The 24506-nt window shown below is 44.2% G+C and carries 27 protein-coding genes; 14 read left to right on the top strand and 13 right to left on the bottom strand.

The annotated features are described in order from the left end of the window. Positions 1-469 precede the first annotated feature (469 nt). A complete protein-coding gene (dnaK, locus tag ACE1CD_RS22335; protein WP_374794658.1) occupies positions 470-2389 on the bottom strand; it encodes a molecular chaperone DnaK in 1920 nt (639 codons plus the stop codon). A 231-nt stretch (positions 2390-2620) separates the two neighbouring features. Here dnaK and ACE1CD_RS22330 point away from each other — a divergent pair, with 231 nt between their 5' ends. From ACE1CD_RS22330 to dusB, 4 genes are all read left to right on the top strand, one after another. Next, positions 2621-2758, top strand: coding sequence for a hypothetical protein (locus ACE1CD_RS22330; protein WP_374794657.1), 138 nt, complete (start codon positions 2621-2623; stop codon positions 2756-2758). 42 nt (positions 2759-2800) lie between these two features. Next, positions 2801-3742: an Rpn family recombination-promoting nuclease/putative transposase gene (locus ACE1CD_RS22325; RefSeq protein ID WP_374794656.1), complete on the top strand. Its 942-nt coding sequence runs from the start codon at positions 2801-2803 to the stop codon at positions 3740-3742. Positions 3743-3911: 169 nt separating this feature from the next. Further along, positions 3912-4592, top strand: coding sequence for a Uma2 family endonuclease (locus ACE1CD_RS22320; RefSeq protein ID WP_374826273.1), 681 nt, complete (start codon positions 3912-3914; stop codon positions 4590-4592). A 105-nt stretch (positions 4593-4697) separates the two neighbouring features. Further along, on the top strand, positions 4698-5768 hold the full coding sequence (dusB, locus tag ACE1CD_RS22315; RefSeq protein ID WP_374794654.1) for a tRNA dihydrouridine synthase DusB: 1071 nt from the start codon (positions 4698-4700) through the stop codon (positions 5766-5768). 191 nt (positions 5769-5959) lie between these two features. On the opposite strand, the gene ACE1CD_RS22310 is transcribed toward dusB, so the two are convergent. From ACE1CD_RS22310 to recN, 5 genes are all read right to left on the bottom strand, one after another. Next, on the bottom strand, positions 5960-6964 hold the full coding sequence (locus ACE1CD_RS22310; protein WP_374794653.1) for a DMT family transporter: 1005 nt from the start codon (positions 6962-6964) through the stop codon (positions 5960-5962). 42 nt (positions 6965-7006) lie between these two features. Next, positions 7007-7144, bottom strand: a complete 138-nt coding sequence (locus tag ACE1CD_RS22305; protein ID WP_374826272.1) for a hypothetical protein — start codon at positions 7142-7144, stop codon at positions 7007-7009. 136 nt (positions 7145-7280) lie between these two features. Next, complete coding sequence (locus tag ACE1CD_RS22300) at positions 7281-7820, bottom strand: SET domain-containing protein (protein WP_374826271.1); 540 nt, start codon at positions 7818-7820, stop codon at positions 7281-7283. A 267-nt stretch (positions 7821-8087) separates the two neighbouring features. Then, positions 8088-10679, bottom strand: a complete 2592-nt coding sequence (locus tag ACE1CD_RS22295; RefSeq protein WP_374794662.1) for a GAF domain-containing protein — start codon at positions 10677-10679, stop codon at positions 8088-8090. Between the two features lie 1202 nt (positions 10680-11881). Continuing rightward, the gene (recN, locus tag ACE1CD_RS22290; RefSeq protein WP_374826270.1) at positions 11882-13735 is read right to left on the bottom strand and encodes a DNA repair protein RecN; all 1854 of its coding nucleotides are present in this window, start codon (positions 13733-13735) and stop codon (positions 11882-11884) included. Between the two features lie 236 nt (positions 13736-13971). Between recN and ACE1CD_RS22285 the strand changes: the two genes are divergently transcribed. After that, positions 13972-16041, top strand: coding sequence for an ABC1 kinase family protein (locus ACE1CD_RS22285; protein WP_374826269.1), 2070 nt, complete (start codon positions 13972-13974; stop codon positions 16039-16041). Between the two features lie 129 nt (positions 16042-16170). Here the strand turns inward: ACE1CD_RS22285 and ACE1CD_RS22280 are convergent, their stop codons facing one another. After that, the gene (locus tag ACE1CD_RS22280) at positions 16171-16686 is read right to left on the bottom strand and encodes a hypothetical protein (RefSeq protein WP_374794648.1); all 516 of its coding nucleotides are present in this window, start codon (positions 16684-16686) and stop codon (positions 16171-16173) included. Positions 16687-16915: 229 nt separating this feature from the next. Between ACE1CD_RS22280 and ACE1CD_RS22275 the strand changes: the two genes are divergently transcribed. Then, positions 16916-18526 (top strand): NCS2 family permease, encoded by a 1611-nt coding sequence (locus ACE1CD_RS22275; RefSeq protein WP_374826268.1) that lies wholly within the window; start codon positions 16916-16918, stop codon positions 18524-18526. A gap of 7 nt (positions 18527-18533) precedes the next feature. Here ACE1CD_RS22275 and ACE1CD_RS22270 read toward each other — a convergent pair whose 3' ends face one another. Then, positions 18534-18962 carry a DUF29 family protein gene (locus ACE1CD_RS22270; RefSeq protein WP_374794646.1) on the bottom strand — a complete coding sequence of 143 codons (429 nt, stop codon included), beginning with the start codon at positions 18960-18962 and terminating at the stop codon, positions 18534-18536. 66 nt (positions 18963-19028) lie between these two features. Then, the gene (locus tag ACE1CD_RS22265) at positions 19029-19283 is read right to left on the bottom strand and encodes a YlcI/YnfO family protein (RefSeq protein WP_374794645.1); all 255 of its coding nucleotides are present in this window, start codon (positions 19281-19283) and stop codon (positions 19029-19031) included. Between the two features lie 58 nt (positions 19284-19341). Between ACE1CD_RS22265 and ACE1CD_RS22260 the strand changes: the two genes are divergently transcribed. The 5 genes from ACE1CD_RS22260 (at position 19342) to ACE1CD_RS22240 (ending at position 21197) form a co-directional block, all read left to right on the top strand. After that, positions 19342-19560, top strand: a complete 219-nt coding sequence (locus ACE1CD_RS22260; protein WP_374794644.1) for a hypothetical protein — start codon at positions 19342-19344, stop codon at positions 19558-19560. After that, the gene (locus ACE1CD_RS22255) at positions 19557-19826 is read left to right on the top strand and encodes a type II toxin-antitoxin system RelE/ParE family toxin (RefSeq protein ID WP_374794643.1); all 270 of its coding nucleotides are present in this window, start codon (positions 19557-19559) and stop codon (positions 19824-19826) included. The genes ACE1CD_RS22260 and ACE1CD_RS22255 overlap by 4 nt, the downstream gene beginning before the upstream one ends. Positions 19827-20191: 365 nt before the next feature. Beyond that, positions 20192-20557 carry a hypothetical protein gene (locus tag ACE1CD_RS22250; RefSeq protein ID WP_374794642.1) on the top strand — a complete coding sequence of 122 codons (366 nt, stop codon included), beginning with the start codon at positions 20192-20194 and terminating at the stop codon, positions 20555-20557. Positions 20558-20562: 5 nt separating this feature from the next. Next, on the top strand, positions 20563-20880 hold the full coding sequence (locus ACE1CD_RS22245; RefSeq protein ID WP_374794641.1) for an RNA-binding protein: 318 nt from the start codon (positions 20563-20565) through the stop codon (positions 20878-20880). A gap of 74 nt (positions 20881-20954) precedes the next feature. Then, on the top strand, positions 20955-21197 hold the full coding sequence (locus ACE1CD_RS22240) for a hypothetical protein (protein WP_374794640.1): 243 nt from the start codon (positions 20955-20957) through the stop codon (positions 21195-21197). Here ACE1CD_RS22240 and ACE1CD_RS22235 read toward each other — a convergent pair. Then, positions 21172-21765: a hypothetical protein gene (locus ACE1CD_RS22235; RefSeq protein ID WP_374826267.1), complete on the bottom strand. Its 594-nt coding sequence runs from the start codon at positions 21763-21765 to the stop codon at positions 21172-21174. The genes ACE1CD_RS22240 and ACE1CD_RS22235 overlap by 26 nt on opposite strands. Positions 21766-21889: 124 nt before the next feature. Here ACE1CD_RS22235 and ACE1CD_RS22230 point away from each other — a divergent pair, with 124 nt between their 5' ends. From ACE1CD_RS22230 to ACE1CD_RS22220, 3 genes are all read left to right on the top strand, one after another. Next, positions 21890-22498: a hypothetical protein gene (locus tag ACE1CD_RS22230; RefSeq protein ID WP_374794638.1), complete on the top strand. Its 609-nt coding sequence runs from the start codon at positions 21890-21892 to the stop codon at positions 22496-22498. Positions 22499-22698: 200 nt separating this feature from the next. Then, positions 22699-22938, top strand: coding sequence for a DUF2281 domain-containing protein (locus ACE1CD_RS22225; RefSeq protein ID WP_374826266.1), 240 nt, complete (start codon positions 22699-22701; stop codon positions 22936-22938). Further along, on the top strand, positions 22938-23264 hold the full coding sequence (locus ACE1CD_RS22220) for a type II toxin-antitoxin system VapC family toxin (protein ID WP_374826265.1): 327 nt from the start codon (positions 22938-22940) through the stop codon (positions 23262-23264). Before ACE1CD_RS22225 ends, ACE1CD_RS22220 begins: the two co-directional genes overlap by 1 nt. A gap of 120 nt (positions 23265-23384) precedes the next feature. Here ACE1CD_RS22220 and ACE1CD_RS22215 read toward each other — a convergent pair whose 3' ends face one another. From ACE1CD_RS22215 to ACE1CD_RS22205, 3 genes are read right to left on the bottom strand one after another with little or no spacing between them, the layout of a single operon-like run. After that, positions 23385-23864, bottom strand: coding sequence for a hypothetical protein (locus tag ACE1CD_RS22215; protein WP_374826264.1), 480 nt, complete (start codon positions 23862-23864; stop codon positions 23385-23387). An 8-nt stretch (positions 23865-23872) separates the two neighbouring features. Further along, complete coding sequence (locus ACE1CD_RS22210) at positions 23873-24094, bottom strand: DUF4926 domain-containing protein (RefSeq protein ID WP_374826263.1); 222 nt, start codon at positions 24092-24094, stop codon at positions 23873-23875. Between the two features lie 16 nt (positions 24095-24110). After that, positions 24111-24431 carry a DUF6883 domain-containing protein gene (locus tag ACE1CD_RS22205; protein ID WP_374826261.1) on the bottom strand — a complete coding sequence of 107 codons (321 nt, stop codon included), beginning with the start codon at positions 24429-24431 and terminating at the stop codon, positions 24111-24113. Between the last annotated feature and the right edge of the window lie 75 nt (positions 24432-24506).

The raw sequence follows: 24506 nt of genomic DNA, 5'->3' as shown, positions 1-24506 counted from the left end.
TGTAGGGGCGAAGCATTTGGGCGACAATTCATAACTCAAATTCAAGATCTTTCTGTCCAAATGCTTCGCCCTGCCAAGGTCTCTATCGGCATACATACCTATAATGTTTTGTCAACCTCTTTTACTGGACTGGCGCTCTAGGAAACCCAACACTTTTAGGACTTACCCATCAAGTATGAAATGTAGGGGCAATTCATGAATTGCCCCTACGGTAAATCAAGGGTTTCAGGTCATTTTTGCGTAAGTCCTGACTTTGTTGGGTTTCCTGGCGTCAACCCAACCTACGAAGTAAAGACGTTTCATGAAACGTCTCTACAGCCGATGGCGATAAAGAGGATAATCAACCTAGATTTGGTCTAACAACTCTGCCAAAAAGCAGCCTTCTATGAAACAAAAATACCCCGCCACAGCGCAAGCTTGGCGGGGTATTCTCAACAACAATTACTTATCAAAAGCCAATGACTGATAACTACTTAGTTTCAGAGAATTCAGCGTCAATAACATCATCACCGCCGCCAGAAGATCCGCCTGTAGGACCACCAGGGCCAGCGCCGGGATCTCCAGGGCCACCAGGAGCAGCGCCGCCAGCTTGTTGATAGATACTGCTACCGATGCTGAACAGAGTTTGTTGCACTTCCGGCATCAAGGTCTTGATGCGCTCATCATCTTCCTTAGCAACAGCATCCTTGAGGTCTTTGATCAAGCCTTCCAACTTGGTCTTGTCAGCAGGGGGAACCTTGTCACCCAAATCGCTGAGTTGTTTTTCAGCTTGGTATGCCAAAGAGTCAGCTTGGTTTTTGCGATCGATCTTTTCGCGACGTTCCTTATCAGCAGTCGCATTTTGTTCGGCTTGCTTAACCATCCGGTCAACTTCATCTTTCGGCAGAGTCGAAGCACCAGTGATGCTGATCGATTGCACCTTACCAGTACCCTTATCCTTAGCCGTGACGTTGAGAATACCGTTAGCGTCGATATCAAAAGTCACTTCAATTTGAGGTACGCCACGAGGAGCCGGCGGAATACCATCTAAGCGGAAAGTACCCAAACTCTTGTTATCGTTGGACATTTCCCGCTCACCTTGGAGAATGTGGATTTCCACATTCGTTTGACCGTCAACAGCAGTCGAGAAAACTTCCGACTTCTTGGTAGGAATGGTGGTGTTGCGAGGGATAATCTTGGTCATCACACCGCCCAAGGTTTCTACACCCAGAGACAGCGGCGTCACGTCAAGCAGCAGGATGTCTTTCACTTCACCAGCGAGAACGCCAGCTTGAATTGCCGCACCAACTGCCACCACTTCGTCAGGGTTAACGCTTTGGTTGGGTTCTTTACCCATCGTGCGGCGCACCAACTCTTGCACGGCGGGAATCCGGGTAGAACCACCCACCAACACTACTTCATCGATCGCAGATTTGTCGATTTTGGCATCGCGGATCGCATTTTCTACGGGAATGCGGCAACGATCGATCAAATCCGAACAGAGTTCTTCAAACTTAGCCCGCGTCAGCGTTACATCCAGGTGTTTCGGGCCTTCTTGAGTTGCAGTGATGAAAGGCAGGTTGATTTCTGCTTGCGTAACGCTAGACAATTCAATCTTCGCCTTTTCAGCAGCTTCCGTCAGACGTTGCAGCGCTTGTTTGTCCTTCCGCAGTTCAATTCCTTCATCTTTCTTGAATTGTTCTGCCAAGAAGTCAACGATTTTTTTGTCGAAGTCGTCACCACCCAGGTGAGTATCGCCAGAAGTTGCCAGCACTTCAAACACGCCGTCGCCAACTTCCAGGATAGATACGTCGAACGTACCGCCACCCAAGTCAAATACTAGGATGGTTTCGTTGCTCTTTTTGTCCAGACCGTAAGCCAGAGAAGCAGCGGTAGGTTCGTTGATAATCCGCAGCACTTCAATACCGGCAATCTTACCCGCGTCTTTCGTAGCTTGACGCTGAGAGTCGTTGAAGTAAGCGGGAACGGTGATTACTGCTTGAGTAATCGTTTCGCCCAAGTATTTGCTGGCATCGTCTACCAGCTTACGCAGAACTTGCGCGGAAATTTCTTCGGGAGCGAATTGCTTGCCTTGTGCGGGACAGTCGAGTTTGACGTTGCCGTTACCGTCACGCAACACTTTATAAGATACTTCGGTAGCTTCGTGGGTAACTTCCTCAAAGCGACGACCGATAAAGCGCTTGACGGAGTAGAACGTGTTTTCTGGGTTCATCACCGATTGGCGCTTGGCGATTTGACCGACGAGGCGATCGCCATTTTTAGCGTAGGCTACAACGGAAGGTGTAGTCCGAAAACCCTCTGCGTTGGCAATTACTGTGGGTTTGCCACCTTCCATTACAGCCACACAGGAGTTAGTCGTACCTAAGTCAATTCCAACTACTTTTGCCATAAGAGCGTTCCGGTTCCATTAACTACAAAATTTTTCCATCTCGATTTATCAGCCGAATCCACGGGGAGTGTAGGAGTACAAACTGAGATCGCCGAGTTTACTGAGCAGCGCTTTCCAGCTTCAATACTGTGATTCAAAGAAAGACTAATCTCTATACTGATCGCGAGAGTGCCTTCTCTTGAAGGGGGGTTTCCCGTACCTTGGCGGGACGGTTAGCCTTCAGGAGAGGTTGTGCAGCTGTCATCGCTTTACATCAGTCGATCGCTGTCACTAGAACTAATAGTAGGCACATCCACCGACTTGGGGTTTAGGGCGAACCGTAATCAATTAGTCGTGTTTGCCGTCTGGATGGCAGTTTTGGGGCATTAGGAGAGGGAGGCATGAGCTTTATTTGTATAATCTAAAGTAAAAATGAGTGATTCCAAGCTAAATATGCAGTTTATTAATCCTAAAACAGATTACGCTTTCAAAAAAATTTTTGGTTCTGATGATAGCCAGGGTATTCTGATCAGTTTTCTGAATGCGATCGTTTATCAAGGTCAGCCTGTAATTGTCAGCTTAGAAATTATCGATCCCTATGCGCCCGGTCGCATTTCGGCTTTGAAAAATACTTATTTTGATGTGAAAGCAAAATTGAGTACCGGACAAAATGTCTTGATCGAAATGCAAGCTTTTAACGTGCCTGCTTTTGCTAAACGAATTGTCTATAACTCAGCTAAAACTTATGCAAACCAATTGAGGATTGGGGAGGATTATCCAAGAGTTAGACCTTTGATTTCTGTAGCTATTCTCGATTTTACCCTGTTTGAAGTTTCTGCAACCGTTATTTCCCAATTTATTTTCAAAGAAAGGCGGCAACTATTTGATTATCCAGAGTATCCGATGGAGTTGGTGTTTGTAGAGTTACCGAAATTTCAAAAAAATCTAGAGGAGTTGGAAACTGTAACCGATAAATGGCTCTATTTTTTGCGAAAAGCACCGGATTTAGAAATAGTGCCAGAAAATATGGTAAATGTACCGGAAATTGATAAAGCATTTGCGATCGCTAATCGGATTAATTTGAGTGTAGAAGAGTTAGAAGATATAGAAAGGCGGGAACAGTTTATGGCCGAACAAAGAGGATCGATTGAATTTAGTCGTGCTGAAGGTCGTGCTGAAGGTCGTGCTGAAGGAATTCAAACAGGTCAACTAAGATTAGTGCAACGACTAATAAGCCGAAAATTTGGTGAAATTCCTGCGGAAATTATGAATCGTTTGCAGCAGTTATCATCGGATGATTTAATAGCTTTAGGTGATGCTATTTTCGATTTTGCTAGTTTAGCTGATTTAGTGGCTTGGTTGGAAAGCCGATAATTTCAGATGTGGGAAATCTATCCAAAATGGAAAATCTAACACAAGCACAAGCATATTTAATTCGATAATCCAGCCCTTTTCAGGTGATTGAGATACAACCCGGTTTCTTAGGTAAACCGGGTTGTATCTCAATGATACAATTAATTAATCAATTATCTGTCAGTCTATTATGGTACAGTTTAATCCAGAAATCCGCTTACCAACTGGTGCTGAACTCCCTAATTCCGACGATACGCCTGTGGATAACGAAAATCAAAACTTTCTGCCAAATTTACTGCTATTCTTGCTCAAATTCTACTGGAACCAGCGCAATGATTGGTTTTTTGGCGTGGATATGGCAATCTATCACACGACGGGAGTTAGTCCTCTTGTACCCGTTGTTCCTGACGGCTTCTTGAGTTTAGGAGTAGAACGGTTTAAAGGCGATGCTTTGCGCGTCAGTTATGTCGTTTGGGAAGAAAACAATATTCCCCCGATTTTCGCCTTAGAAATAGTCTCGCAAACTTACGGCGGCGAATACGATAAAAAGATGGATATTTATGCCAAATTGCGAGTATTGTATTATGTAGTTTATAATCCTTACTATTGGCGACGTGACCAACATCAACCTTTTGAAGTTTATCGTTTGGTTAATGGCGAGTACGAACAGCAAATTGGCGAGCCTTTTTGGATGCCGGAAGTAGGTTTGGGAATTGGCAGAGGTCGCTATAATGATGGGGGATCGCAACTTGAGGTATTGTATTGGTTCGATGCACGAGGTAATCGCTATCTGACCGCAGAAGAAAGGTCAAGACAAGCGGAAGAATTATTAGCTCGATATCGGGAAAGATTTGGCGAATTACCAGAATAAAAAAGTATGTTGTTGCGCTTTAGCGGGATCTTAAAGAGCGCCCAAGCGCAACTACATACCTAAGAATAATCTACAATAGAAAAGCTCGATCGCCTTCCAGTCCATATGCTATCTCTATCTCCCAGTCTGCAAGCCAGACTCTCCACTCCTCTGAAAATAGACAAATTTGAAGTAAACAGCCGGGTGCTGCAATCACCTCTCTCTGGCGTCACGGACTTGGTATTCCGTCGCCTAGTGCGTCGCTACGCGCCAGAGTCGATGATGTACACAGAAATGGTGAATGCGACGGGACTGCATTACGTCAAACAGTTGCCCAAAATTATGGAGGTAGACCCGAACGAACGACCGATTAGCATTCAACTGTTTGATTGTCGCCCGGATTTTTTGGCTGAAGCTGCTGTCAAGGCAGTCGCAGAAGGGGCTGATACTATTGATATTAATATGGGTTGTCCCGTCAATAAAATTACTAAAAATGGTGGCGGTTCTTCTTTATTGCGACAACCGGAAGTAGCAGAAGCAATTGTACGGGAAGTAGTCAAAGCGGTAGATGTCCCCATAACAGTAAAAACTCGCATCGGTTGGTCGGATAAAGAAATAACTATTCTCGATTTTGCCAAGCGGATGGAAGATGCTGGCGCGAAAATGATTACCGTTCACGGTCGCACTCGCGCTCAAGGTTATAATGGCAATGCCAGATGGGAATGGATTCGCAAAGTGAAAGAAATTCTGTCTATTCCCGTTATCGCCAATGGCGATATTTTTTCTGTGGAAGCTGCGGTGCGTTGCTTGTCAGAAACCGGTGCTGATGGCGTGATGTGTTCGCGAGGAACGCTGGGTTATCCTTTCTTGGTGGGAGAGGTTGACTATTTCTTAAAAACGGGGAAAGAGAAGGAACCTCCTACACCAATTCAACGCTTAGAATGTGCGAAAGACCATTTGCAAATGTTGTGGGAATACAAGGGAGAACCGGGAATTAGACAAGCACGCAAGCACATGACTTGGTATGCGAAAGGTTTTGCGGGTGCTGGTGAATTGCGGGGTCAATTATCGGTAATCGAAACTCTGGAACAGGGGTTTGATATTTTAGATAGGGCAATTGCACATCTTGCCTCCACTGGCAATGGTAATGCCAACTGGCAGGAAGATGACAGAGAAACATCTCTGGCGCTAGTTTGAGATCGCGAACGAAATTTTAAATTGCAAATTGCAGATTTCAAATTGTATTTTTAAAATTGAAATCTGCAATCTGAAATGTGAAATGGTCATCTCAGATCTGGCAAATCTATCCAAAAAACGGGTTTCTTTTTGGTTTAGAAAACCGTTTTTTGAGGCCCGATCGCACTCATCTCTAGAACCATAACCCACGCTTAAGAATCCAATTTCGATTCCATGAGGTTAGGGTTCAGAAGCGACACGGGAACATTAATTGGCTCGGTATCAGCAGCTGACAGCGCTGCAACAATCGGCTCGTTAACTTGTATTTCGCCATAATCCTCAGTTTCCTGAGATTTACTCTGACCGAAAATCATTGCCACCAGCACAAGCGTTGCGCCAATTACACCCCTTACTCCCAGTTTTTCTCCTAGTAGTAGAAACGAGAAAACGGCTCCGAAAATCGGCTCAAGGGTATACATTAGCGCCGTTTCGTAAGCGTTAACCCATCGTTGAGCCACTATTTGGAGAACAATAGTAGCAGCAGTATCAAATAATCCAAGATATAAGAGTACACCCAAGTTTGCAGTAATTGCCTCATGTTGTCTAAGCAAATCTGGAGCTGCCCAGATTAAAGACACTATGGTTATCACCCAAAGCTGGATCGCTGTGAGTGGCAAAATGGGGTGGCGCAACGTGATGGACTCAAGCTTGAGAATGTAGATCGAGTAGAGGAATGCGTTGCCTAACATTAACAGATCGCCGATAACTATCTCTCCACTCTCCCAACACATCACTCCCACACCAATGAGGGCAATTCCTGCGGTGAGAAAAGTTTTCAAGAATACCTGCCGACCTAGCAGTTGCCCTAGTAAAGGAACTAGGATAACGTTGAAACTGGCAATGAATGCAGCGCGATTTGCAGAGGTAGTCTCAAGGCCAACAGTTTGGAGAGTTAAGGTACTAAAGATTATCAGTCCTAAAAAGACTCCATCCCGTAGCAGGGGAAGATTAAGGAAGCGCAAATAGGGGGTAAAAGGCAATGCCGCTACTGCGAAGCGGGTTGCCAATATTGCCGAAGGAGAAAGACTACTAACGGCTCCTTTGAGGAACGGATAGCTCGTACCCCAGATGAGGGTGACGACAAGCAACACTGCTATACCCCAAGCATGGAGAGTGTTTGGCGATTTTTGAGAGTCATTATTTAATTCTATGGTCATTGAGCAGCATAGCCTATTAGCAATTTAACTACATTCCATTAGTTAACCGTAAAGAGGTTGACTGGAGTAAGAAATATCAATATTTATTGTTTCGTCATCAGCGTAGGTAAAAATCAGGTTAGTTCGCTTGACTTCTTCCCAAAGAGGCAAAACTCTAAGAACAGCTTTGTTCGTTTTCATCAAGTAGCAATCTCCAATATTATGCCCAAACCGTTTAACTAATTGTGGATCGAAATCGTTAATCTACGGGTATTCCGTACTTGCTATGCTAAGTACAGAATACCCGACTTTTGCTCCTCACGATCTCGCCTGGAAACTACTTATTTCCAAGATTCAGCATAACATCATTTAGCTTATTGTTATAGTCAAGTTCATCGACAACTGGTATGAGATAATTAGCGATAAACTCACCATACTTTTTCTTAATTTCGACAGGGAGAAATTTGAATCCAAGGGTCTTTAATCGACATTCGGGAGAGCCACAATAACATTTGGGAATAGCAATAGAAATATACTCTGTTGTCTCGTAGTCCCATGTAATCTCAGTTCCAGCAGGAATATCAACCAATGCCACGAAATCGTAGGCTCCGAATTTATTATTCCGAACCCCTGTGTTTGGGCTGCAAGAGTGATTGATTAATCGTCCGGGTTCATCTAATTCTATATGTAGGTCAAAGTCCATTTGGAAAGAGTGCATAGTTCTTTCTGGCAGAATTTTGACTCGGCGTCCAACTACCACAGTCTCACCTTTACGGAAGTAGCGGCTGGCAAAAACGCTTCTTCCTTTATTTGTTTGTTTTACGAAAATATTTAAGTCCATCATCTTTATTGAAATTGAGGCCGCGATAATTGACATTACTGTTACATATAATACAGTATGATGCTATTTTCGTCAAAGGAACATTCCAAAATTCCAAGGTTTTAATGTCTGAATAATCGGCAATTGCACATCTTGCCTCCACTGGAAATGGTAATGCCAACTGGCAGGAAGATGACAGAGAAACATCTCTGGCGCTAGTTTGAGATCGCGAACGAAATTTTAAATTGCAAATTGCAGATTTCAAATTGTATTTTTAAAATTGAAATCTGCAATCTGCAATCTGAAATCTGAAATCACCAAAGCCTATTTTTCTGTCAGAGTCCAAACTCCATCGTCCCATTCTGTTTCTACAGATTCTGGGTTGTCCAGCCAGTACTGACAGCGCTTCAGATATAGCGAAGCTGCTTTGTCGGGGATACTCATATCTTCCAGAATGATGGCAAATTCATTCATAGCTTTGCGAAACTCCTTATTGAGGTAATAGTTTCGTCCTTCGTGGTAAATATCGATCAATTTCAGCTTTTGGTCTGAAATCGGTTCGTGACGCAAACCTACAAGTTCGTAGATCCTCACCGGTTCGTTTTTACCTTTAACGCGAATGAAGTCCAGTTCCCTGTGCCAGATGCGATCGGCACAAGGTTCGTAAGTATTTTGGCTGATCACAATATCGCAGCCATATTGTTTGCTAGCACCTTCCAAGCGCGAACCCAGGTTGACCCCATCTCCGATGGAAGTCAGTTCCATACGTTGAGAAGAACCTATGTTGCCGCTAATCACAACGTCGGAATTGATGCCAATACCAATCTTAATTTCTTTCTGGTTATGTTCGCGGCGTTTGGTGTTGAATTCTGCCAAGCGATGGCGCATTTCCACTGCTGTTTGCACTCCCATCCAGGCATGATCTGCCAATGGCACGAACGCACCAAAGACAGCCATAATAGCATCACCAATGTATTTGTCTAACGTACCTTTGTAACGGAAGACAGCATCGACCATTGACTCGAAATATTCGTTGAGCATTTGCACCACTTCTTCCGCTTCCATGCTTTCGGTCAAGGTGGTGTAGCTGCGAATATCTGAGAACAGGACGGTAACTTCTTTGCGATCGCCTCCCATCTTGAAATTATCGCCGCTCGCCAGCAGCTGTTCCGCGACTTCCTGAGTCATGTAGCGATACATCGTACTCTTGAGGCGTTTTTCATCGCTGATGTCTTCCATTACCACCAAAGCGCCGCCAATTTTCGCAACATCGATCGCATCTGCGATCGTATTAATTGACAGATTGACGCTATGCTGTTCGCCATTAAGACTTTCTAAGATTTGATCCGGGTAGTATTGGTGGCGTTTTTTCTCATCCGTAGGCGTCAAAGCCATTTCAAACCAGCGGGGGAATTTATTATCCTCTTGTTCTTCTTTGTCTTTAATCTGCACCAATTCTTGAACTGGTTTGCCCTCAAGTTTGTCTTCATCGTTAAACCCTAGCAATCGCTTTGCGCTTTCATTGGCAGCGATAACATGACCGGCTTTATCTGTAGAAATTACACCGTTAGTCAAGCTGCGGAGAATATCTCGCTGCATTTGTTCCTGCTGCTTAATTGTGGCAAACAACTTAGCATTTTGCAGCGCAACGCCAGCTTGAATATTAAACACCTGCATGAATTCTTGGTCGGTGCGATTAAAACTAGCCTTCCAACATTCCGGTGCTTCCGGCCATTTAGTCGCGTCGTAGTCTGGCCAATCCCCCTGTTTTTTCTTGTTGATTAATTGCGTTACGCCAATCAACTCGTTATTGGCATTAAACACGGGCATACACAACATACTGCAAGTGCGATAACCCGACTTTTGGTCAGTTTGTTTAGAAGTCTCCGAACGCGGATCGTTATACAAATCGAATGGTATCATTAGCGGTTCGCGGGTTTCTGCAACCATACCAGCGAAACCAGCCGTTCTGGGAATGCGGATTTCTTTTAATTCACCTTGGATGGGAATTTTTGTCCACAATTGATTGCGATCGTGATCGATGAGCCACAGCGTACTGCGATCGGCATTCATCAGCTTCTTCGCTTCGTCCATCACACGCTTTAGCGTGTCTTCTAAATCGAGACTGCTCTGACTTAGAGCTTGGTTGGCTTTGATCAGCGCATCAGCTGCCCGTTGTTTCTGAGTAGCCATATAGAAAGAACGGGAACTTTCCAGAATTAAACGAATTGAAGGAGCAAATTCTTCAAAAACTCTTTCGTCTTCATCTGTAAAGCCGTTGAGATCGATGCGTTCGGCTAACGATCTGCTCGGATCGTTGGGAGTTTGTAACTTATTGATTAATTGCACAACGGAGACTAATTCTCCTGCTTCGTTCAACAAAGGCAGTACCAACATCGTGTACGTGCGGTAGCCTGTTTTTTTGTCTGTTTGCTTGGCAAATGCAGAGCGCGGATCGTTGTAAAAATCGTAGGGAATATTGATAACTTTGTGGAATGTAGCTGCCTCGCCTGCGATTCCTTGCGTCGCCGGAAAGCGAATTTCTAGAGGGCGACCATCTTCATTTTTAGCAACAATTGACCACAGTTCGTTCTTTTCTTCGTCCAATAAGTAAATTGTTGTGCGATCGGCGTTTAGTAATTCCCCAGTTTTCAGAGTAATGGCATTCAACATATCTTGCAGAATGGCATCAAAACCCTCGCTGTTAGTCAGCATGGTCAAGGTTTGATTCACTACTCGCAGTTTGTCTTCAACGCCAGTGACTACTTCTTTGAAAGAATCTTTATTTAGGGGAGCGAGAAACCCTGCAAAAGAATCTCCCCTTCTAGCCAAGGAACTACCAGGACTGGGCTCATAAGAGTTGGATTGATTTTTTCGATCGGCTGCCTCTCTTTCCTCTGTTGGAGCTAGGTCGATCGTCCTGCCGTTATAACTATCTACTTGTGCTTTTTGATACTGTGGCTTGCGATCCGCTTGCGGGATAACGTCGATCGTCCGAGGTTCATCGTTATGCACTTGTACTTTTTGATGCTGTGGCTTGTGTTCCACTGACGGGACGACATCGATCGTCCGCGCTTCATGAGTATGCTGTTGTGCTTTTTGATGCTGTGTTTTCCCTTCCACTTGCGGGACGACATCGATCGTCCGAGCTTCATGAGTATGCTGTTGTGTTTTTTGATGCTTGGGTTTCGCTTCTACTTGCGGAACTACATCTACATCGATCGTCTTGCCGTCATCAGTATACTGTTGTGCTTTTTGATGCTTGGGTGTGGCTGACACTGGCGGGACGATATCGATCGTTCGAGTCTCGCGATCGTCAGTTAGGGATACTTGCTGTACTGGCTCATATTCCACTTTTGAGGATACATCGATCGTCCTCACCTCATCAGAGGTGCTGTTGTTCGTAGTTGCTGGGAAAGAAAAGTCGGCTTTCTTCTCCTTGTCGCCGTTCTGCTCTCCATTATCGGTGGAACTTGCCCAGAAATCCTCAAGCTCTTCCACCTGAGATACTTGCTGTTTGGGTTGAAGTGGCACTTCTGCAACCCGATCGATGACTGTTGCTTCGGGAGTATGAGATTGTGTGATTTGTTGCACGGGTTGAGCTTCTGTTTCTGGGACTGCATCAATTACAGTCTCTTCATAACGAGCAACCTGTGCCATTTTATGCACGGACTGAGTTTTAATGTAGGGGACTACATCTATCACAATGGCAGTCTGTGCAACAGATGGCAGATGCAAACGCGATGCGATCATAGTTGTTTATAAAGTATTGGAGTTACAGATTGAGTATGTGAAAACCCTACAAGCTTAATTTACAGATAAGTTTACTCTGCTACTTGGGTTTAAGCATAGAATAAATGGGTGTAGCGAAGGCTACCTAATTTTTTAAGATTATCATTGCTAATTCTCACATCGCAGCACCGAATATCTGTGGCTATGATTACCAAATTTTTTACTTGCCTCCTGGGTTGACAATATTTTTAAGCCAAACCAAGAGCCGCAATTGCATTTGTAGGATTTCCGCAAACCACGAGCTTTGCATAAACAGTTTAGAACTGCTTCCCTCTTGTTCCCAACGCCCTAACCCTTACTCCATAAATCCTAGTTTGGTGAAAATGTTAAGGATTATTTAAAGTTCTGTCGATCGCAGTTTCAGTTTGAGAATCTGAATCTGGCAGAGATTCAGACTGAGAACTGGGTGACAATTGCTGCCTTTGACGGCGAGAAGCCGCTTGTGCCAGTAGGGATTCGCCGAAGGCGAAGGAGATCTCTTCAGTGGCAAAGTGTCCGCCAGCAAGCTGAGCCAGTTCTTCGCTGCGAGTGAGATGGTTATCCAGGGAAGACACCCTCACCACAGTGCGAACATCTGAGTTCTGAGTGTTGGATAGATGCCGATCGGGGATTGGTGAGTCTTGAGTATCGATGACTTGTTTATGGACTCGGAAGTGACGATCGGCCATCGCAGCAATCAGGGGTTGGTGGGTGACGCAAAGGACTTGATGATGTACGGATAGTTGATGGAGTTTTTGAGCGATCGCCGCCGCCACTCTACCGGAAACCCCTACATCAATCTCATCAAATATTAGTGTTCCCACAGAATCTACCTGAGTGAAACATGACTTGAGAGCCAGTAAAAAACGACTCATTTCTCCCCCAGAGGCAGTTTCTGTCAAAGGATGTAAAGGCTCGCCTGGATTGGGACTGAACAAAAAGGTAATCTTGTCAGCACCAGCAGCCGTAGGGGGACTCGGAGCGATCTCGACTTTAAACTGCACTTTTTCCATTGCTAAAGGTTTCAATCCCGATACCAAGCGTGCTTCCAGTTCATCGGCGGCGCTGCGACGCAATTGTGTCAGATCGGCACAAACTTTGACAAGAATGGCTTTTCGCTCTTGGTAGATTTGCTCTAGCACTTCGATCGACTGACCGCCGCCTTGCAGTTCTTCTAACTCAGCTTGGATGCGCTCGGTGTATGCGATCGCTTCCGCCAGATTCGGGCCATACTTGCGGCAAATTTGCTTCAGGTCTCGGATGCGCTGTTCCACCGTTTCCAACCGCTGCGGATCGGCTTCCAAACCTTCACCGTAGGCATTAATTTGTCGTCCCGCTTCCTCCACCTGAGCCAACGCAGCGCTGACCATATCTAAGATCTGTTGCAACTGCACATCGTAGTTCACCATATCGATGAGAGTCGCTTCCGCTTCACCCAGAATGTCCGCCGCCGCATCCGCTTCACCATCATTTTGATATAGAGCTTGATAAACCTGATAGCTTTGCTTTTGCAGTTCTACCACATGACTGAGGCGCTGACGTTCTTGGTCGAGATGTTCTAATTCATCGGGTTCTTCGAGTTTAGCGGCACTCAGTTCTTTGAGTTGAAATTCCAGTAAGTCTAACTTTTGCAAGCGCATTTGCTCTGATTGCCGTCGCCCTTCCAGGTGAGCAAATGCCTCTTGACAGGCTGTATATGCCTCAAAAACCGCTCGTCGTTGCTGGAGTAGGGGGGCACCGCCAAAACTGTCCAAGCAGTCACGTTGATGGGCTGGTTGCCCGATCAGAACGCTTTGACCTTGAGCTGTAATTTCCACAACACGCGATCGCAATTGCTCGATCTGCTTTCGATTGACCACCACCCCATTGATCCGCGATCGACTGCTACGCAGGACAGTTTGATTCGTCGTCATTTCGCGACTGCAAACCAAAGAAATTTCATCCAAAAGGTCAATTTCTTGCTCGTTAAGCCATTGGGCCAAGTCCGGCGTCAGTTTAAAAGTCGCCTCTACCAGAGCGCGTTGTGCGCCAGTCCGAATCGACCTGCTGGTAACTTTACCTCCCAAAGCCGCATCGATCGCATCGAGAATAATCGACTTTCCCGCCCCAGTTTCGCCAGTCAAGACATTCAAACCTTGGCCGAATACTAGCTCCAGACGATCGATGAGAGCAAAATTTTCAATCCGCAGCGAGATTAACATGAGGGCGTCGGGGATAGAAAGTCAAAAGTCAAAAGTTAAAAGTCAAAAATTAAGAGGGAAGAGGGACAGGAAGAGGGGAAGTCATCTTTCAAGGCCCAACCAATCCAAAATCCTCTCATCCAAAATCTAAAATCGGATGACCAAACCAGGTATAGCGCAATCATGAGGTTTTCCGGTCTTGATGAATGTCATTGTTACAATGTTTAACATAGACACCCCGACACTTTTCTATATTCATGAATCTAAAGACGGTATCGCCAGCCTCATCTAAATCTTATTCGCAACCAGGGCATCAGGAGCCAGCATACCCAGCCATTGCGGAAGATACAACAGCAATTGTTGCCCCCACAGTAAGTGTAGAGCGGGCGTCCCTGTCAGTAGCGCCAAGTAAATTTGCAACTGCGATCGCCTCTGACTCAGACACAGAAGGGCTACGATATGACCCGGAAGCGATCGCCGAATATTATCGACAGCGCCCTTTACAAGTATGGACAAGATTTTTAGGCATTGTGTGGCCGTTTTTCACCTTTGCTGCCGGCTTGTGGTGGGATCGCAAGTGGGGGCGTATCGCAGAAAACCAACGGCGACGAGCCATTCAGTTGCGGGAGATCCTGACTAAACTAGGCCCAGCCTACATCAAAGTCGGACAAGCTCTCTCCACCCGCCCAGACTTGGTTCCCCCCCTATATCTAGAAGAATTAACACACCTGCAAGACCAGTTGCCCCCCTTTCCCAACGAGGTGGCTTACCAATTTATAGAAGAAGAACTGGGTGCAAGACCGGAAGAACTTTACGCAGAACTATCGCCAGATCCCCTGGCAGCAGCTTCCTTGGGTCAAGTATACAAAGGCAAACTCAAAACCGGCGAAGTTGTCGCTGTCAAAGTACAGCGACCCGATCTAGCCCAAAAAATTACTCTCGATTTGTACATCGGGCGCTCCTTAGCAGCGTGGGCGAAAAAAACGTTTAAATTGGTACGCAGCGATTTGGTCGCCATCCTGGATGAATTTGGCAGTCGCATCTTTGAAGAAATGGACTATATCCAGGAGGGACACAACGCCGAACGATTTGAGCGGCTCTACGGCAATATACCGGATATTTACATTCCCAAGATTTACTGGGAGTACACGCAGCGTCGCGTTTTGACGATGGAGTGGGTCAACGGCACCAAGTTAACCAATTTGGATGCTATCCAACAACAGGGAATCGATGCTCGTCATTTAATTGAAGTGGGCGTTCAGTGTTCTCTCCGCCAGTTGCTAGAACACGGCTTCTTCCACGCCGATCCTCACCCCGGCAATCTCTTAGCCAGTCCGGATGGGAAATTGGTTTATCTCGATTTTGGTATGATGAGCGAGGTGAAACCCTACCAGCGATATGGCTTAATTGAAGCGGTCGTGCATTTGGTAAACCGAGACTTTGAAGGTTTAGCCCGCGATTACGTGAAGTTGGAGTTTTTGACGCCGGATACGGATTTGACGCCGATTATCCCAGCATTTGCTTCTGTATTTAACAATGCACTGGGAGCAAGTGTGGCCGAACTGAATTTTAAGAGCATCACCGATCAGCTCTCGGCGTTGATGTACGAGTATCCGTTCCGCGTTCCCGCTTACTACGCACTGATCATTCGCTCTCTGGTGACTTTGGAAGGGATTGCGATTTATATCGATCCTGAGTTTAAGGTTCTTAGCAAAGCTTATCCCTACGTTTCCAAACGCTTGCTGACCGATCCAGCGCCGGAATTACGTAATTCGCTGCGGGATCTGCTGTTCAAAGATGGCAAGTTTCGCTGGAATCGTCTGGAAAACTTGCTGCGGAATGCGCGGAGTTCTCAAGATTACGATATCAACCAGGTGTTGAATCAGACGGTGGACTTTCTGTTTTCCGATCGCGGTGAGTTTATCCGCAAAAATCTCGCTGATGAAATTGTCAATAGTTTAGATGCGCTGACGCGCAATGCTTTGCAAAACTTTACTTATGCTGTTCGGGAACGGGTTGGCTTATGGGTAAACGAGAAGCCGATCGCTAACGATACGCCCAGTAGCTTAGAGCATATCAAACGGATTTGGCAAATTCTGCAAGAGACTCCCGGCTTTGACGCTCAGCAATTGCTACCGCTGATTCCTAAATTGTTGGTGAAGCCAGAAACGCAACAGATGGGTCAGCAAGTGGCGAGCGGTTTGGCCCAACGTGCGGCGGCGCGACTGATCCGGGAAATTTTGGTCGCGGAAGAAGGCGATCGATCTCAGCAGAACGGTCACAAATCCAACCCTAGATTGGCACTACCAGGAGGAACTAGGGGCTAGGGAAAGAGCGGGGTCGCGGGGTCGCGGAAGAATTAATATTTTCCCTTTTCCCTCTTCCCTCTTCCCCTTTTCCCTCTTCCCTAGCCTCTAGCCCCGACGCCCGACGCCCGACGCCCTAGCCCCTACGCGCTAAGAATTTTTCAGCTTTGCTTCTAAGTCTTGAATCTTATTCTGACAAGCTTCAAGTTCAGAGTTAAAGCGGATCTGCATTTCCTGTTTTTCCGCTTCTAAGACTTGAATCTGTTTTTGCAGCTTGATCTCCAACTGTTGAATTTCTTCCCTACGGGCTTCTAGTTCCACGGAACGGCGGGCCAAATCTTGCTTCTCTATAGTCAGGGATTGCAGCCCTTGTTCTACCCGTTCCTTCTCCTGCTGCAAGAAAGCTGGGGTAATACCGGTGCTGAGATAGTTTTTCACCAAATCCAGCACCCAGTCTTTCGCAGCTTGAACGCTCAAAATCTGCCGTGTTGGGGAAATATCGACTAAAACCAGCGAGCCATCATTACTGCAATCCGCCTCTGTAGCTGAGATTTCCTCTATCTCGGTTATCAATGCCCAAGTATATGCAGATTCTTGGCGAGCTATCAATCGCAACTTGGGCTCGCCTGACAATCCTTGCTTTTGCACCTGGGCCAAATGTAGCATCGCCTTTATTTTTTACTACTTCACGTCCAATTTTATATACAACTCCCCCCACGAAAACCTACACCCTTAAGTCTGGGAGAACGGGTTGCACCTAAAGGTGCAGTATAGTACGCTAATGGACAACCTGGCGAAAACTCTTTAAACCCCCAAAGCAATTGAAAACGCCAGAGCCCAAACAAAGCAATACTAAGGTATTTGAGGATGGGAGGCTGGGGAAAATGAGCGATATATGGAAACAACATCCCCACGTTGGCTAGTTCGGCGAGATATAGACGGATTCTTTGGATTGGCACTTGACAATTTTATTCAAATCCTACTGATTGTAAATCTCTGTGGAGGGGTACTGGGCTTCCCCGCTGCCATGATTTACGGACGCATCTTACCGGGAGTAGCACTGAGTTTAATAGTTGGTAATTTTTATTACAGTTGGCTGGCCTACAAGCAGGGCCAACGGCAGGAAAAAGATGATATTACGGCTTTGCCTTATGGTATCAATACAGTTAGCTTGTTTGCGTATATTTTTTTAGTAATGCTACCGGTGAAGTTGGGTGCGATCGCTAAGGGTATCCCTCCAGAACAAGCGGCGGAATTAGCTTGGCAAGCGGGTTTGGTGGCTTGTTTGGGCAGTGGTGCGATCGAATTCGGCGGTGCTTGGATTGGCAATACTCTCCGGCGTATGGCTCCCCGTGCTGCCCTTCTCTCTACTTTAGGCGGTATTGCGCTCACTTTTATTGCGATCGGCTTTTTATTCCGTACTTTTGCTAACCCAGTTGTAGGTTTAGTGCCATTAGGCGTGATTCTACTCACCTATTTCGGGCGAGTCAAATTCGGTATTCCCGGCGGTTTGCTGGCGGTGTTGCTGGGAATTGCGCTAGCCTGGGGAACGGGATTGATGAGTTGGGATAGCGTCCGTTTTGCCGATGCTGTAAAACCTATAGGCGTTTACTTACCCGGTTTCTTTTTAGGTGATTTGTGGCAAGCACGGGGGGTATTGCTGGAATATGTCAGTATTATCCTCCCGATGGGATTGTTTAACCTCATCGGTAGCATTCAGAATTTGGAAAGTGCGGAAGCGGCGGGTGATACTTACCCGGCTGCACCTTGTTTGGCTGCTAATGGTATTGGTACGATCGTGGCGGCTATTTGCGGTTCCTGTTTCCCCACTACAATTTATATCGGTCATCCCGGCTGGAAAGCAATGGGAGCAAGGGTTGGTTATTCCGTCCTCAATGGCGTGGTGATGGGTTTGCTGTGCTTGAGCGGAACAGTGGCGTTACTAGCTTATTTCGTACCGATCGAAGCGGGAATGGCGATCGTACTTTGGATCGGCATCGTCATTGTTGCACAGAGTTTTGAAGCAACGCCAACTCATCACGCGCCTGCGGTTGTGGTAGGATTGTTGCCTGCGATCGCAGGTTGGGCTGCACTCATCGCCAAAAATTCCCTCCGCGCCGCTGGTTTGGGTACGCCAGCAAAACCATTTACTGCCGATTTAGTACCTCTATTTAAACTTAGCGATACTTACATCGATGGAACTTTTGCCCTCGAACAAGGTTTCATTTTCTCGGCAATGATTCTATCAGCCATCACAGTCCATATCATAGAACGGCAATTTCGTCAAGCCGCATTTTGGTCATTAGGTGCAGCTTTACTTTCCTGGGTAGGATTAATGCACGCTTACAATTGGACAGTTGCCGATACTGTAATTAAATTAGGTTGGGGTGCGGGAAGTTCTTGGGCAGTTGGTTATATTTTGCTAGCAATTTTGTTTTTATATGCGGAATGGCAGGGTAAATTTGAGAGAAGCGATCGGCCAAATAAAGAAACTGAGGCGGAGTAAATCTTTTTCACGCTTCTGGTGAAATCAAAGCTAAAGCGCGATCGATAATTTCTTCTCGATTTACCATATTTTCCAATTCCTCTGTCTCGTAGATACCTTCTGCTACCTCCAGCGATGCTTTATCAATTGCCATTGGGTATGCTGCTTCTAAAACTTCGCGTAATTCTGACGCTGTGAGATAATAACCCCCAGCCTTACGACGCTTATTCTTTTCCTGAATTTCCCTAACGCTATTGCGAATTGAAACATCCCAAGAACGAGTGGTGCGATTTTCAGCCTGCTGCTTAATTAGGTGTAACAGTAAAATTTTGGCATAGCTACGAATATTGTTAATTTTGTCATCGCGACTCATTTCTTCTAGTTCTTCGACTATTACCAACGCTCCTGAAATATCACCTTGCAATAGCAATGATTTGAGAGCGAGTAGTTCTTCCATAATCAATGCCTGAATATTGGATAGTTGATTGCTATTATTATATCCAAAACACTGGTGTCGATGCACTCAGTCACGCCGTCCCTCACCCGATCGCAACTCCCGAATCAAGTCCACAGAACTGGATTGAATACCTGTTTTGGCTTTTACTTCTGCACTACGAGCCACAATGCGCTGATGGGCAGCCAAACTTCGCCGTCGTCGGACTTCGCGTGCGATCGCATCCACAACCATCTCGTTAAAAGACTCATTGCCTTCTTTAAACTGCTTTGCTTGCGCCAACAAATCGGCTGGAATGCGAATAGTTACAGCTTCTTTTTCCATAGTTTAAATTATGCAATTATTATATGATATCATAAAGTATAACTAATTCACGATAGCTATGACTGAGTTACTTGAACGAGCGATCGCCAAACTGAAAACATTACCTACTAGCGAACAAGATGCGATCGCTGCCATGATTTTGGAAGAACTAGAAGATGAAATCAAGTGGGATGCAGCATTTGCAAGTTCTCATAACGCTCTTGCTAAACTTGCCGCCGATGCAATGGCAGAGTACAAAGCTGGGAAAACCCAAGATTTAGACCCGGAAACATTGTGAACTCACGCACAACTACCCAGTTTCGTAAAGCTTTTGCTGACTTGCCCGCCCAAGTTAAAGAACAGACACGGGAGGCATATCGACAATTCAAGCAAGATCCTGGGCATCCAAGCTTACGCTTTAAAAAGGTGCATCCAGAATTACCAATCTACTCTGCGCGAATCGGCAAAAGTTATCGCGCAGTTGGACAATTGGATGGAGATACAGTTATTTGGTTTTGGGTTGGTTCCCACGCAGAATATGATAAGTTACTGTCTCAGATGTAGCGACGCAGGCTAACATTTTGATTGAAGATACTTAAATTTATATAACTTATTGCATCATCGCGAGCGAATCGATCTCATTCTGGTAGCACAGGCAATAAATCATTCCCTGATTTTGATTAGTCGCGATCCAGCCTTTGATGCTTATTCAATTCAGAGATTGTGGTCATAAGGAAAATTAAATGAGGTTTTAGATGTTATAATATCATTCTCATAACGCTCTTGCTAAACTTGCCGCTGATGCAATAGCGGAGTAAAAAGCTGAAAAAGTTTTAGATGATTTACGATGCAATGGCTGAGTATGGAGGATGAAATGGTTGTTACACTACAACTGCGCCAAATAGATGTTCAACCAGTTTTAAATAATAATGGAACCTAGTCACTCACAATCATCCCAAATCATTACGCTTTACAAAGCACCTCAAAAACGCAAAGGGCAGAAATTACTGAAAGAAGGATTTCAAATCGTTGATTTTCCCTATAATCCTCCTTATCTTGATGGAAATTGCTATTTTGCTGGCCCCCACGATCGAAGTATTGCAGAAGAGTTTAATCAAAGCTATAAAGAAGGGATACTAGAGGTTTCAATTGATAAATCAACTTACGAGCAGTATTTCAAGTCGCTAGAAAATCGCTATGATGAGAAAGACGGTTATGAGCGAATTGAGGTAGTAGTGCCTCAACGCTTGTTTGCCATACTGAATCAATTTCCACGAGTCCTCAAACCACAGTGAATATTATGGATAGTCAAAGCTGGGAACAAATTAAGTTAAAGTACAAATTGGGGCAATTTTTGCTGGGTAAAGTTGAATATCATGCTCCTTTTGGAGTATTTGTTAATATTGGTGAAAATGATGTCAAAGGCTTGATTAAGATTCCAGACTTTTTGGATAACGGAGAGATGAGTGAAGAAATGTATCCTGAAATTGGTGCTGCGATCGGTGCAATTGTTGTCGGATATAACGATCGTAATTGTCGTGAAATCTATCTTAGTGCGAAGCCTAGTGTTTTGCATGAAATTCTTGTGCCGCTGAGAAGTCGTCCGGTTCTGGTTTGAAATAACTTAAGAATGAGGGGATATAATTAGAGCAAACTGGTAAACAAATTTTAGAAAAAAAGTTACTTACCAATGTGAACATTACAGACATCAAAACAGCGGTGGCGCAACTCTCACAAGATGAACTGGCAGAATTTGTCGAATGGCTCAACAAGTTCCAAGAGTCTCAGTGGGATAAACAAATTGAACAAGATAAAACTAAAGCAGAAATTATCAAAGATTTCCGTCAAGCTTGGCATGAAGCAATGACCGGACAAACTATTCCTATTGCCCAAGTTTGGGAAGGCATATTCATTCATCCAAATTTACCTGATTAACTACATCCAAAGGTATCTCCAACGCCTCTGCAATTTGTTCGTCACTTAAGCCAAAATTCCTTAATTTATCAATTGTTTCAACCTTAGTTTTATCCTTGCTTTGCTGTTGAAAATCTGGAGTTGCAGGCTTACTTTTTTTTGGGGTAGCAGTAGAGGGAACAGGGCAATTTTTGATAGAACCAATATTTACAGCGTTTTTATTGCGAGTATTTTTATTACCAAAAGTTATCTTTACATTTATTTGCCGTTCTAATACAGATTCAAGATTACTTTTCTTTACTTTTTCACCAAAGACATCAGATAAAATTTGCAAAAGTTCGTGACTGGCTTTTTTAACGTGCTGGGCGCTATAACCGTAAGTTTCTGAAACATCTGCATATTTTTGCCCATTTAGTATTCCCGCGATAATCCTCCGTTGCAAGTTATTCAGATGTTGATTTGTCTTAGCGTAGACAGCTTCATCAACAGATTGCAATATCTGAGGAATGTCCATAAGTGGGTAGATGAGGTAGTTATAGTTACTATATCCAACTTTTTCCCACTTTTTGCAACTTTTTTGGGTGGTCATCCCAATTATTTATATTTATTTAAGAAAGATCCAACTTTTTCCCACTTTTTTGGCTTTTCAGGCGTTGAGGGGCAGAGCTAGCATAAGAAATGGAAAGTTCCATAGGGCAAAAGGAAACAAGAGAATGCTTAAGAAAATTACTACTTCTTCAGCTATAGTTTTGATATCAGCGCTTTCGGTTGTTACTTTTTTATCTTTACCTAGTGAAGCACGCAATCGTTGCCGAGGGTTGGGGCAACATTTAGATCCTACTATGCAATGCAACGTGACAGAGTTTACTGCTCAAGCTCCAGTTCCTTCTAGTCGTCCCGGCATTGCTGAAATTCAGCGCGTACACCATGAAGTGATAGGAGTGACTGGTGGCAATGCTTACGTAGCTACTGCTCAGAATATGCTTGCTAATGGAAAAACGCTTCGAGATGTAAGAATTTATTTGATTGACAACTTCTCTGAAGCAGCAATTCAGCGTGTACACACTGAAGTGATAGGAGTGACTGGTGGCCGCGTTTATGTAGCTGATGCTAAGGCTATGCTTGCTGATGGAAAAACGCTTCGAGATGTAAGAATTTATTTGATTGACAAATTCTCTGAAGCAGCAATTCAGCGTGTACACAATGAAGTGATAGGAGGGAATGGTGGCCCCTCTTACGTAGCTACTGCTAAGGCTATGCTTACTGATGGAAAAACGCTTCAAGATGTAAGAGAGTACCTAATCAGGAACTTTAAAAGGTAACTTAAATTAATAATACTTGCATTAATTTTGGGTAAGTAGACCCCAGAAACCCGCTTTCTTCAAGAAACCGGGTTTCTATGTAAAGTCACCTGAAAAGCGCTTTATTCCTAAGATATGATAGAGACAACTTCTAGAAAATTCTCTATGAGCATCAGTCTCACTTCCGAAGAAGAACGTTTTTGTTTTGACAAGGAGAAATTATGACTACCGATACTGCTTTATGGAAAATCGTTGTTAATATGCCAGATGATCTCAAGAAAGAACTTCTGCATTATGCAGAATATTTGCTTGAAAAGTATCCAAATTCTCCAGAAAATACCAAACAAACCCAAGAAATTGCTGATAAACGTCCTTTAGCGGGTTCAATGAAAGGAACTTTTGTTTTGCCTTTGCCGGATGATTTTGATGAACCACTGCAAGATTTTGAGGAATATATGTAATGGATTCTATTTTGTTAGATACCCATGCTTTTATTTGGTTAGCAGAGGACGATCCAAATTTACCTGTTTCGCTGCGAAATGCGATCGAAAATACAGATAACGTTTTTGTCAGTATTGCGAGTTTTTGGGAAATATCTATCAAAATTAAGATAGGTAAACTTTCTTTGCTATCTGACTTTAATGAGATGGAATCTAGCTTTCAATCTACAAGATTTAAGCTATTGCCAATTTCCTTAAAAGATACAATACAGCTTTATAATCTCCCCTTATATCATAAAGATCCATTCGATATGCCTCCGGCAGGCTACGCCAACGTATTCTGGTAGCACAAGCAATAAATCATTCCCTAGTTTTGATTAGTCGCGATTCGGCTTTTGATGCTTATCCAGTTCGGCGAATATGGCTATGAATAAGCGGTAGCTACAGTTTACAGATTGGACTATTTGTTAACATGGAACTGTAGGTATATTGGTAATGCAAGTATAAGACCACATAGTATTTGGCCCAACTTTGAGAATCATATCTTCAGGAGTAAACATTTCCCAATATGGTAAACCAGAATTATCCTCAATTTCTGGGATAAGAATCAATTCATATCCATTGGAGAAACCCAAATTAAAACCTAACTCTGGAGTAGGTACAAACCAACTAATAGGATTATTTTCGATCGCTTTAATTTTTTGTCGAATATTTTCCGCATCTTCGTCAGAAGTAACAATAGTTTCTCCTTCCGATTTAAGTTTCCAAGGATTTCCTCGCGTTCCTACTATCCACTCTCCTTTTTCTTTACCAGTCATCGATTTTTGTGAGTAAGGAATTCTTGCGCCAATATGAAGACTTAACTCATCTCCATAACTTAAGTTGGCTTTCCAACAGATTTGGAAGAAAACCTTGATTGTGATATTTGCTATTTCCTTATTTTCCAAATCATTACCTATCGAGACATACTTACCACTATCGGTTCAATTTTGGAAACTGCCACTGCAATAACTGTAAACGCCTCACCTTCTTCATTCAATACCTCTAAAACATAACCATCTTCCTGTCCTTCAGGTCTTGGGCAATAATCTACTATAATTGCAGTAGTTCCCTTCAGCAAATTGTATTCAGTAATATCTTCTTTTAAACTTACTTCCGAAAACATTTCAAATTCCATAATTCACCTCTTATAGCTAATTTGGCAAAAGTGTAACAAATCTTGTCTCATTAGAAAATGAATCTACAATCCAGAAAGTCGCTACTTGAAGACTAACTCCATTAGAACCTACTAAAACTCCTTCAATCTTATAGATATTACCAAAAGAACTTTCCTTATCTAAAGTAGCTTCATTCATCAGCAAGCTTCTTAAGTCCCGTTCAAGTTGTTGCCAGTTATCAAGAGTATATCCTGCTTGAGCTAAAAATCCAGACTTATCATCTTTTGGTTTCCATACTAGCAAATATCTTGTCAGCTTTGCTTCAGGAATAACTGCATTTGGATTGAGATAGGTCACTTGCGTAATTCAGGATAAATCTAAAAGTCCAAGTTCTTGCCCCTAAAGTAAGGTGGGCAATGCCCACCCTACCAT

The organism is Aerosakkonema sp. BLCC-F183, assembly GCF_041929145.1.
Classification (GTDB): Bacteria; Cyanobacteriota; Cyanobacteriia; order Cyanobacteriales; family Aerosakkonemataceae; genus Aerosakkonema.
This window is presented reverse-complemented; position numbering and strand designations above follow the sequence as displayed.

Coding starts and splice junctions, on each gene's coding strand:
- ACE1CD_RS22245 (WP_374794641.1), top strand. CDS start 20,563: ATGGATAGTCAAAGCTGGGAACAAATTAAGTTAAAGTACAAATTGGGG.
- ACE1CD_RS22230 (WP_374794638.1), top strand. CDS start 21,890: ATGCTTAAGAAAATTACTACTTCTTCAGCTATAGTTTTGATATCAGCG.
- ACE1CD_RS22275 (WP_374826268.1), top strand. CDS start 16,916: ATGGAAACAACATCCCCACGTTGGCTAGTTCGGCGAGATATAGACGGA.
- ACE1CD_RS22300 (WP_374826271.1), bottom strand. CDS start 7,820: ATGTCAATTATCGCGGCCTCAATTTCAATAAAGATGATGGACTTAAAT.
- recN (WP_374826270.1), bottom strand. CDS start 13,735: ATGTTAATCTCGCTGCGGATTGAAAATTTTGCTCTCATCGATCGTCTG.
- ACE1CD_RS22260 (WP_374794644.1), top strand. CDS start 19,342: ATGACTGAGTTACTTGAACGAGCGATCGCCAAACTGAAAACATTACCT.
- ACE1CD_RS22265 (WP_374794645.1), bottom strand. CDS start 19,283: ATGGAAAAAGAAGCTGTAACTATTCGCATTCCAGCCGATTTGTTGGCG.
- ACE1CD_RS22310 (WP_374794653.1), bottom strand. CDS start 6,964: ATGACCATAGAATTAAATAATGACTCTCAAAAATCGCCAAACACTCTC.
- ACE1CD_RS22285 (WP_374826269.1), top strand. CDS start 13,972: ATGAATCTAAAGACGGTATCGCCAGCCTCATCTAAATCTTATTCGCAA.
- ACE1CD_RS22225 (WP_374826266.1), top strand. CDS start 22,699: ATGACTACCGATACTGCTTTATGGAAAATCGTTGTTAATATGCCAGAT.
- dusB (WP_374794654.1), top strand. CDS start 4,698: ATGCTATCTCTATCTCCCAGTCTGCAAGCCAGACTCTCCACTCCTCTG.
- ACE1CD_RS22280 (WP_374794648.1), bottom strand. CDS start 16,686: ATGCTACATTTGGCCCAGGTGCAAAAGCAAGGATTGTCAGGCGAGCCC.
- ACE1CD_RS22220 (WP_374826265.1), top strand. CDS start 22,938: ATGGATTCTATTTTGTTAGATACCCATGCTTTTATTTGGTTAGCAGAG.
- ACE1CD_RS22250 (WP_374794642.1), top strand. CDS start 20,192: ATGGAACCTAGTCACTCACAATCATCCCAAATCATTACGCTTTACAAA.
- ACE1CD_RS22325 (WP_374794656.1), top strand. CDS start 2,801: ATGAGTGATTCCAAGCTAAATATGCAGTTTATTAATCCTAAAACAGAT.
- ACE1CD_RS22305 (WP_374826272.1), bottom strand. CDS start 7,144: ATGAAAACGAACAAAGCTGTTCTTAGAGTTTTGCCTCTTTGGGAAGAA.
- ACE1CD_RS22235 (WP_374826267.1), bottom strand. CDS start 21,765: ATGACCACCCAAAAAAGTTGCAAAAAGTGGGAAAAAGTTGGATATAGT.
- ACE1CD_RS22270 (WP_374794646.1), bottom strand. CDS start 18,962: ATGGAAGAACTACTCGCTCTCAAATCATTGCTATTGCAAGGTGATATT.
- ACE1CD_RS22320 (WP_374826273.1), top strand. CDS start 3,912: ATGGTACAGTTTAATCCAGAAATCCGCTTACCAACTGGTGCTGAACTC.
- dnaK (WP_374794658.1), bottom strand. CDS start 2,389: ATGGCAAAAGTAGTTGGAATTGACTTAGGTACGACTAACTCCTGTGTG.
- ACE1CD_RS22210 (WP_374826263.1), bottom strand. CDS start 24,094: ATGGAATTTGAAATGTTTTCGGAAGTAAGTTTAAAAGAAGATATTACT.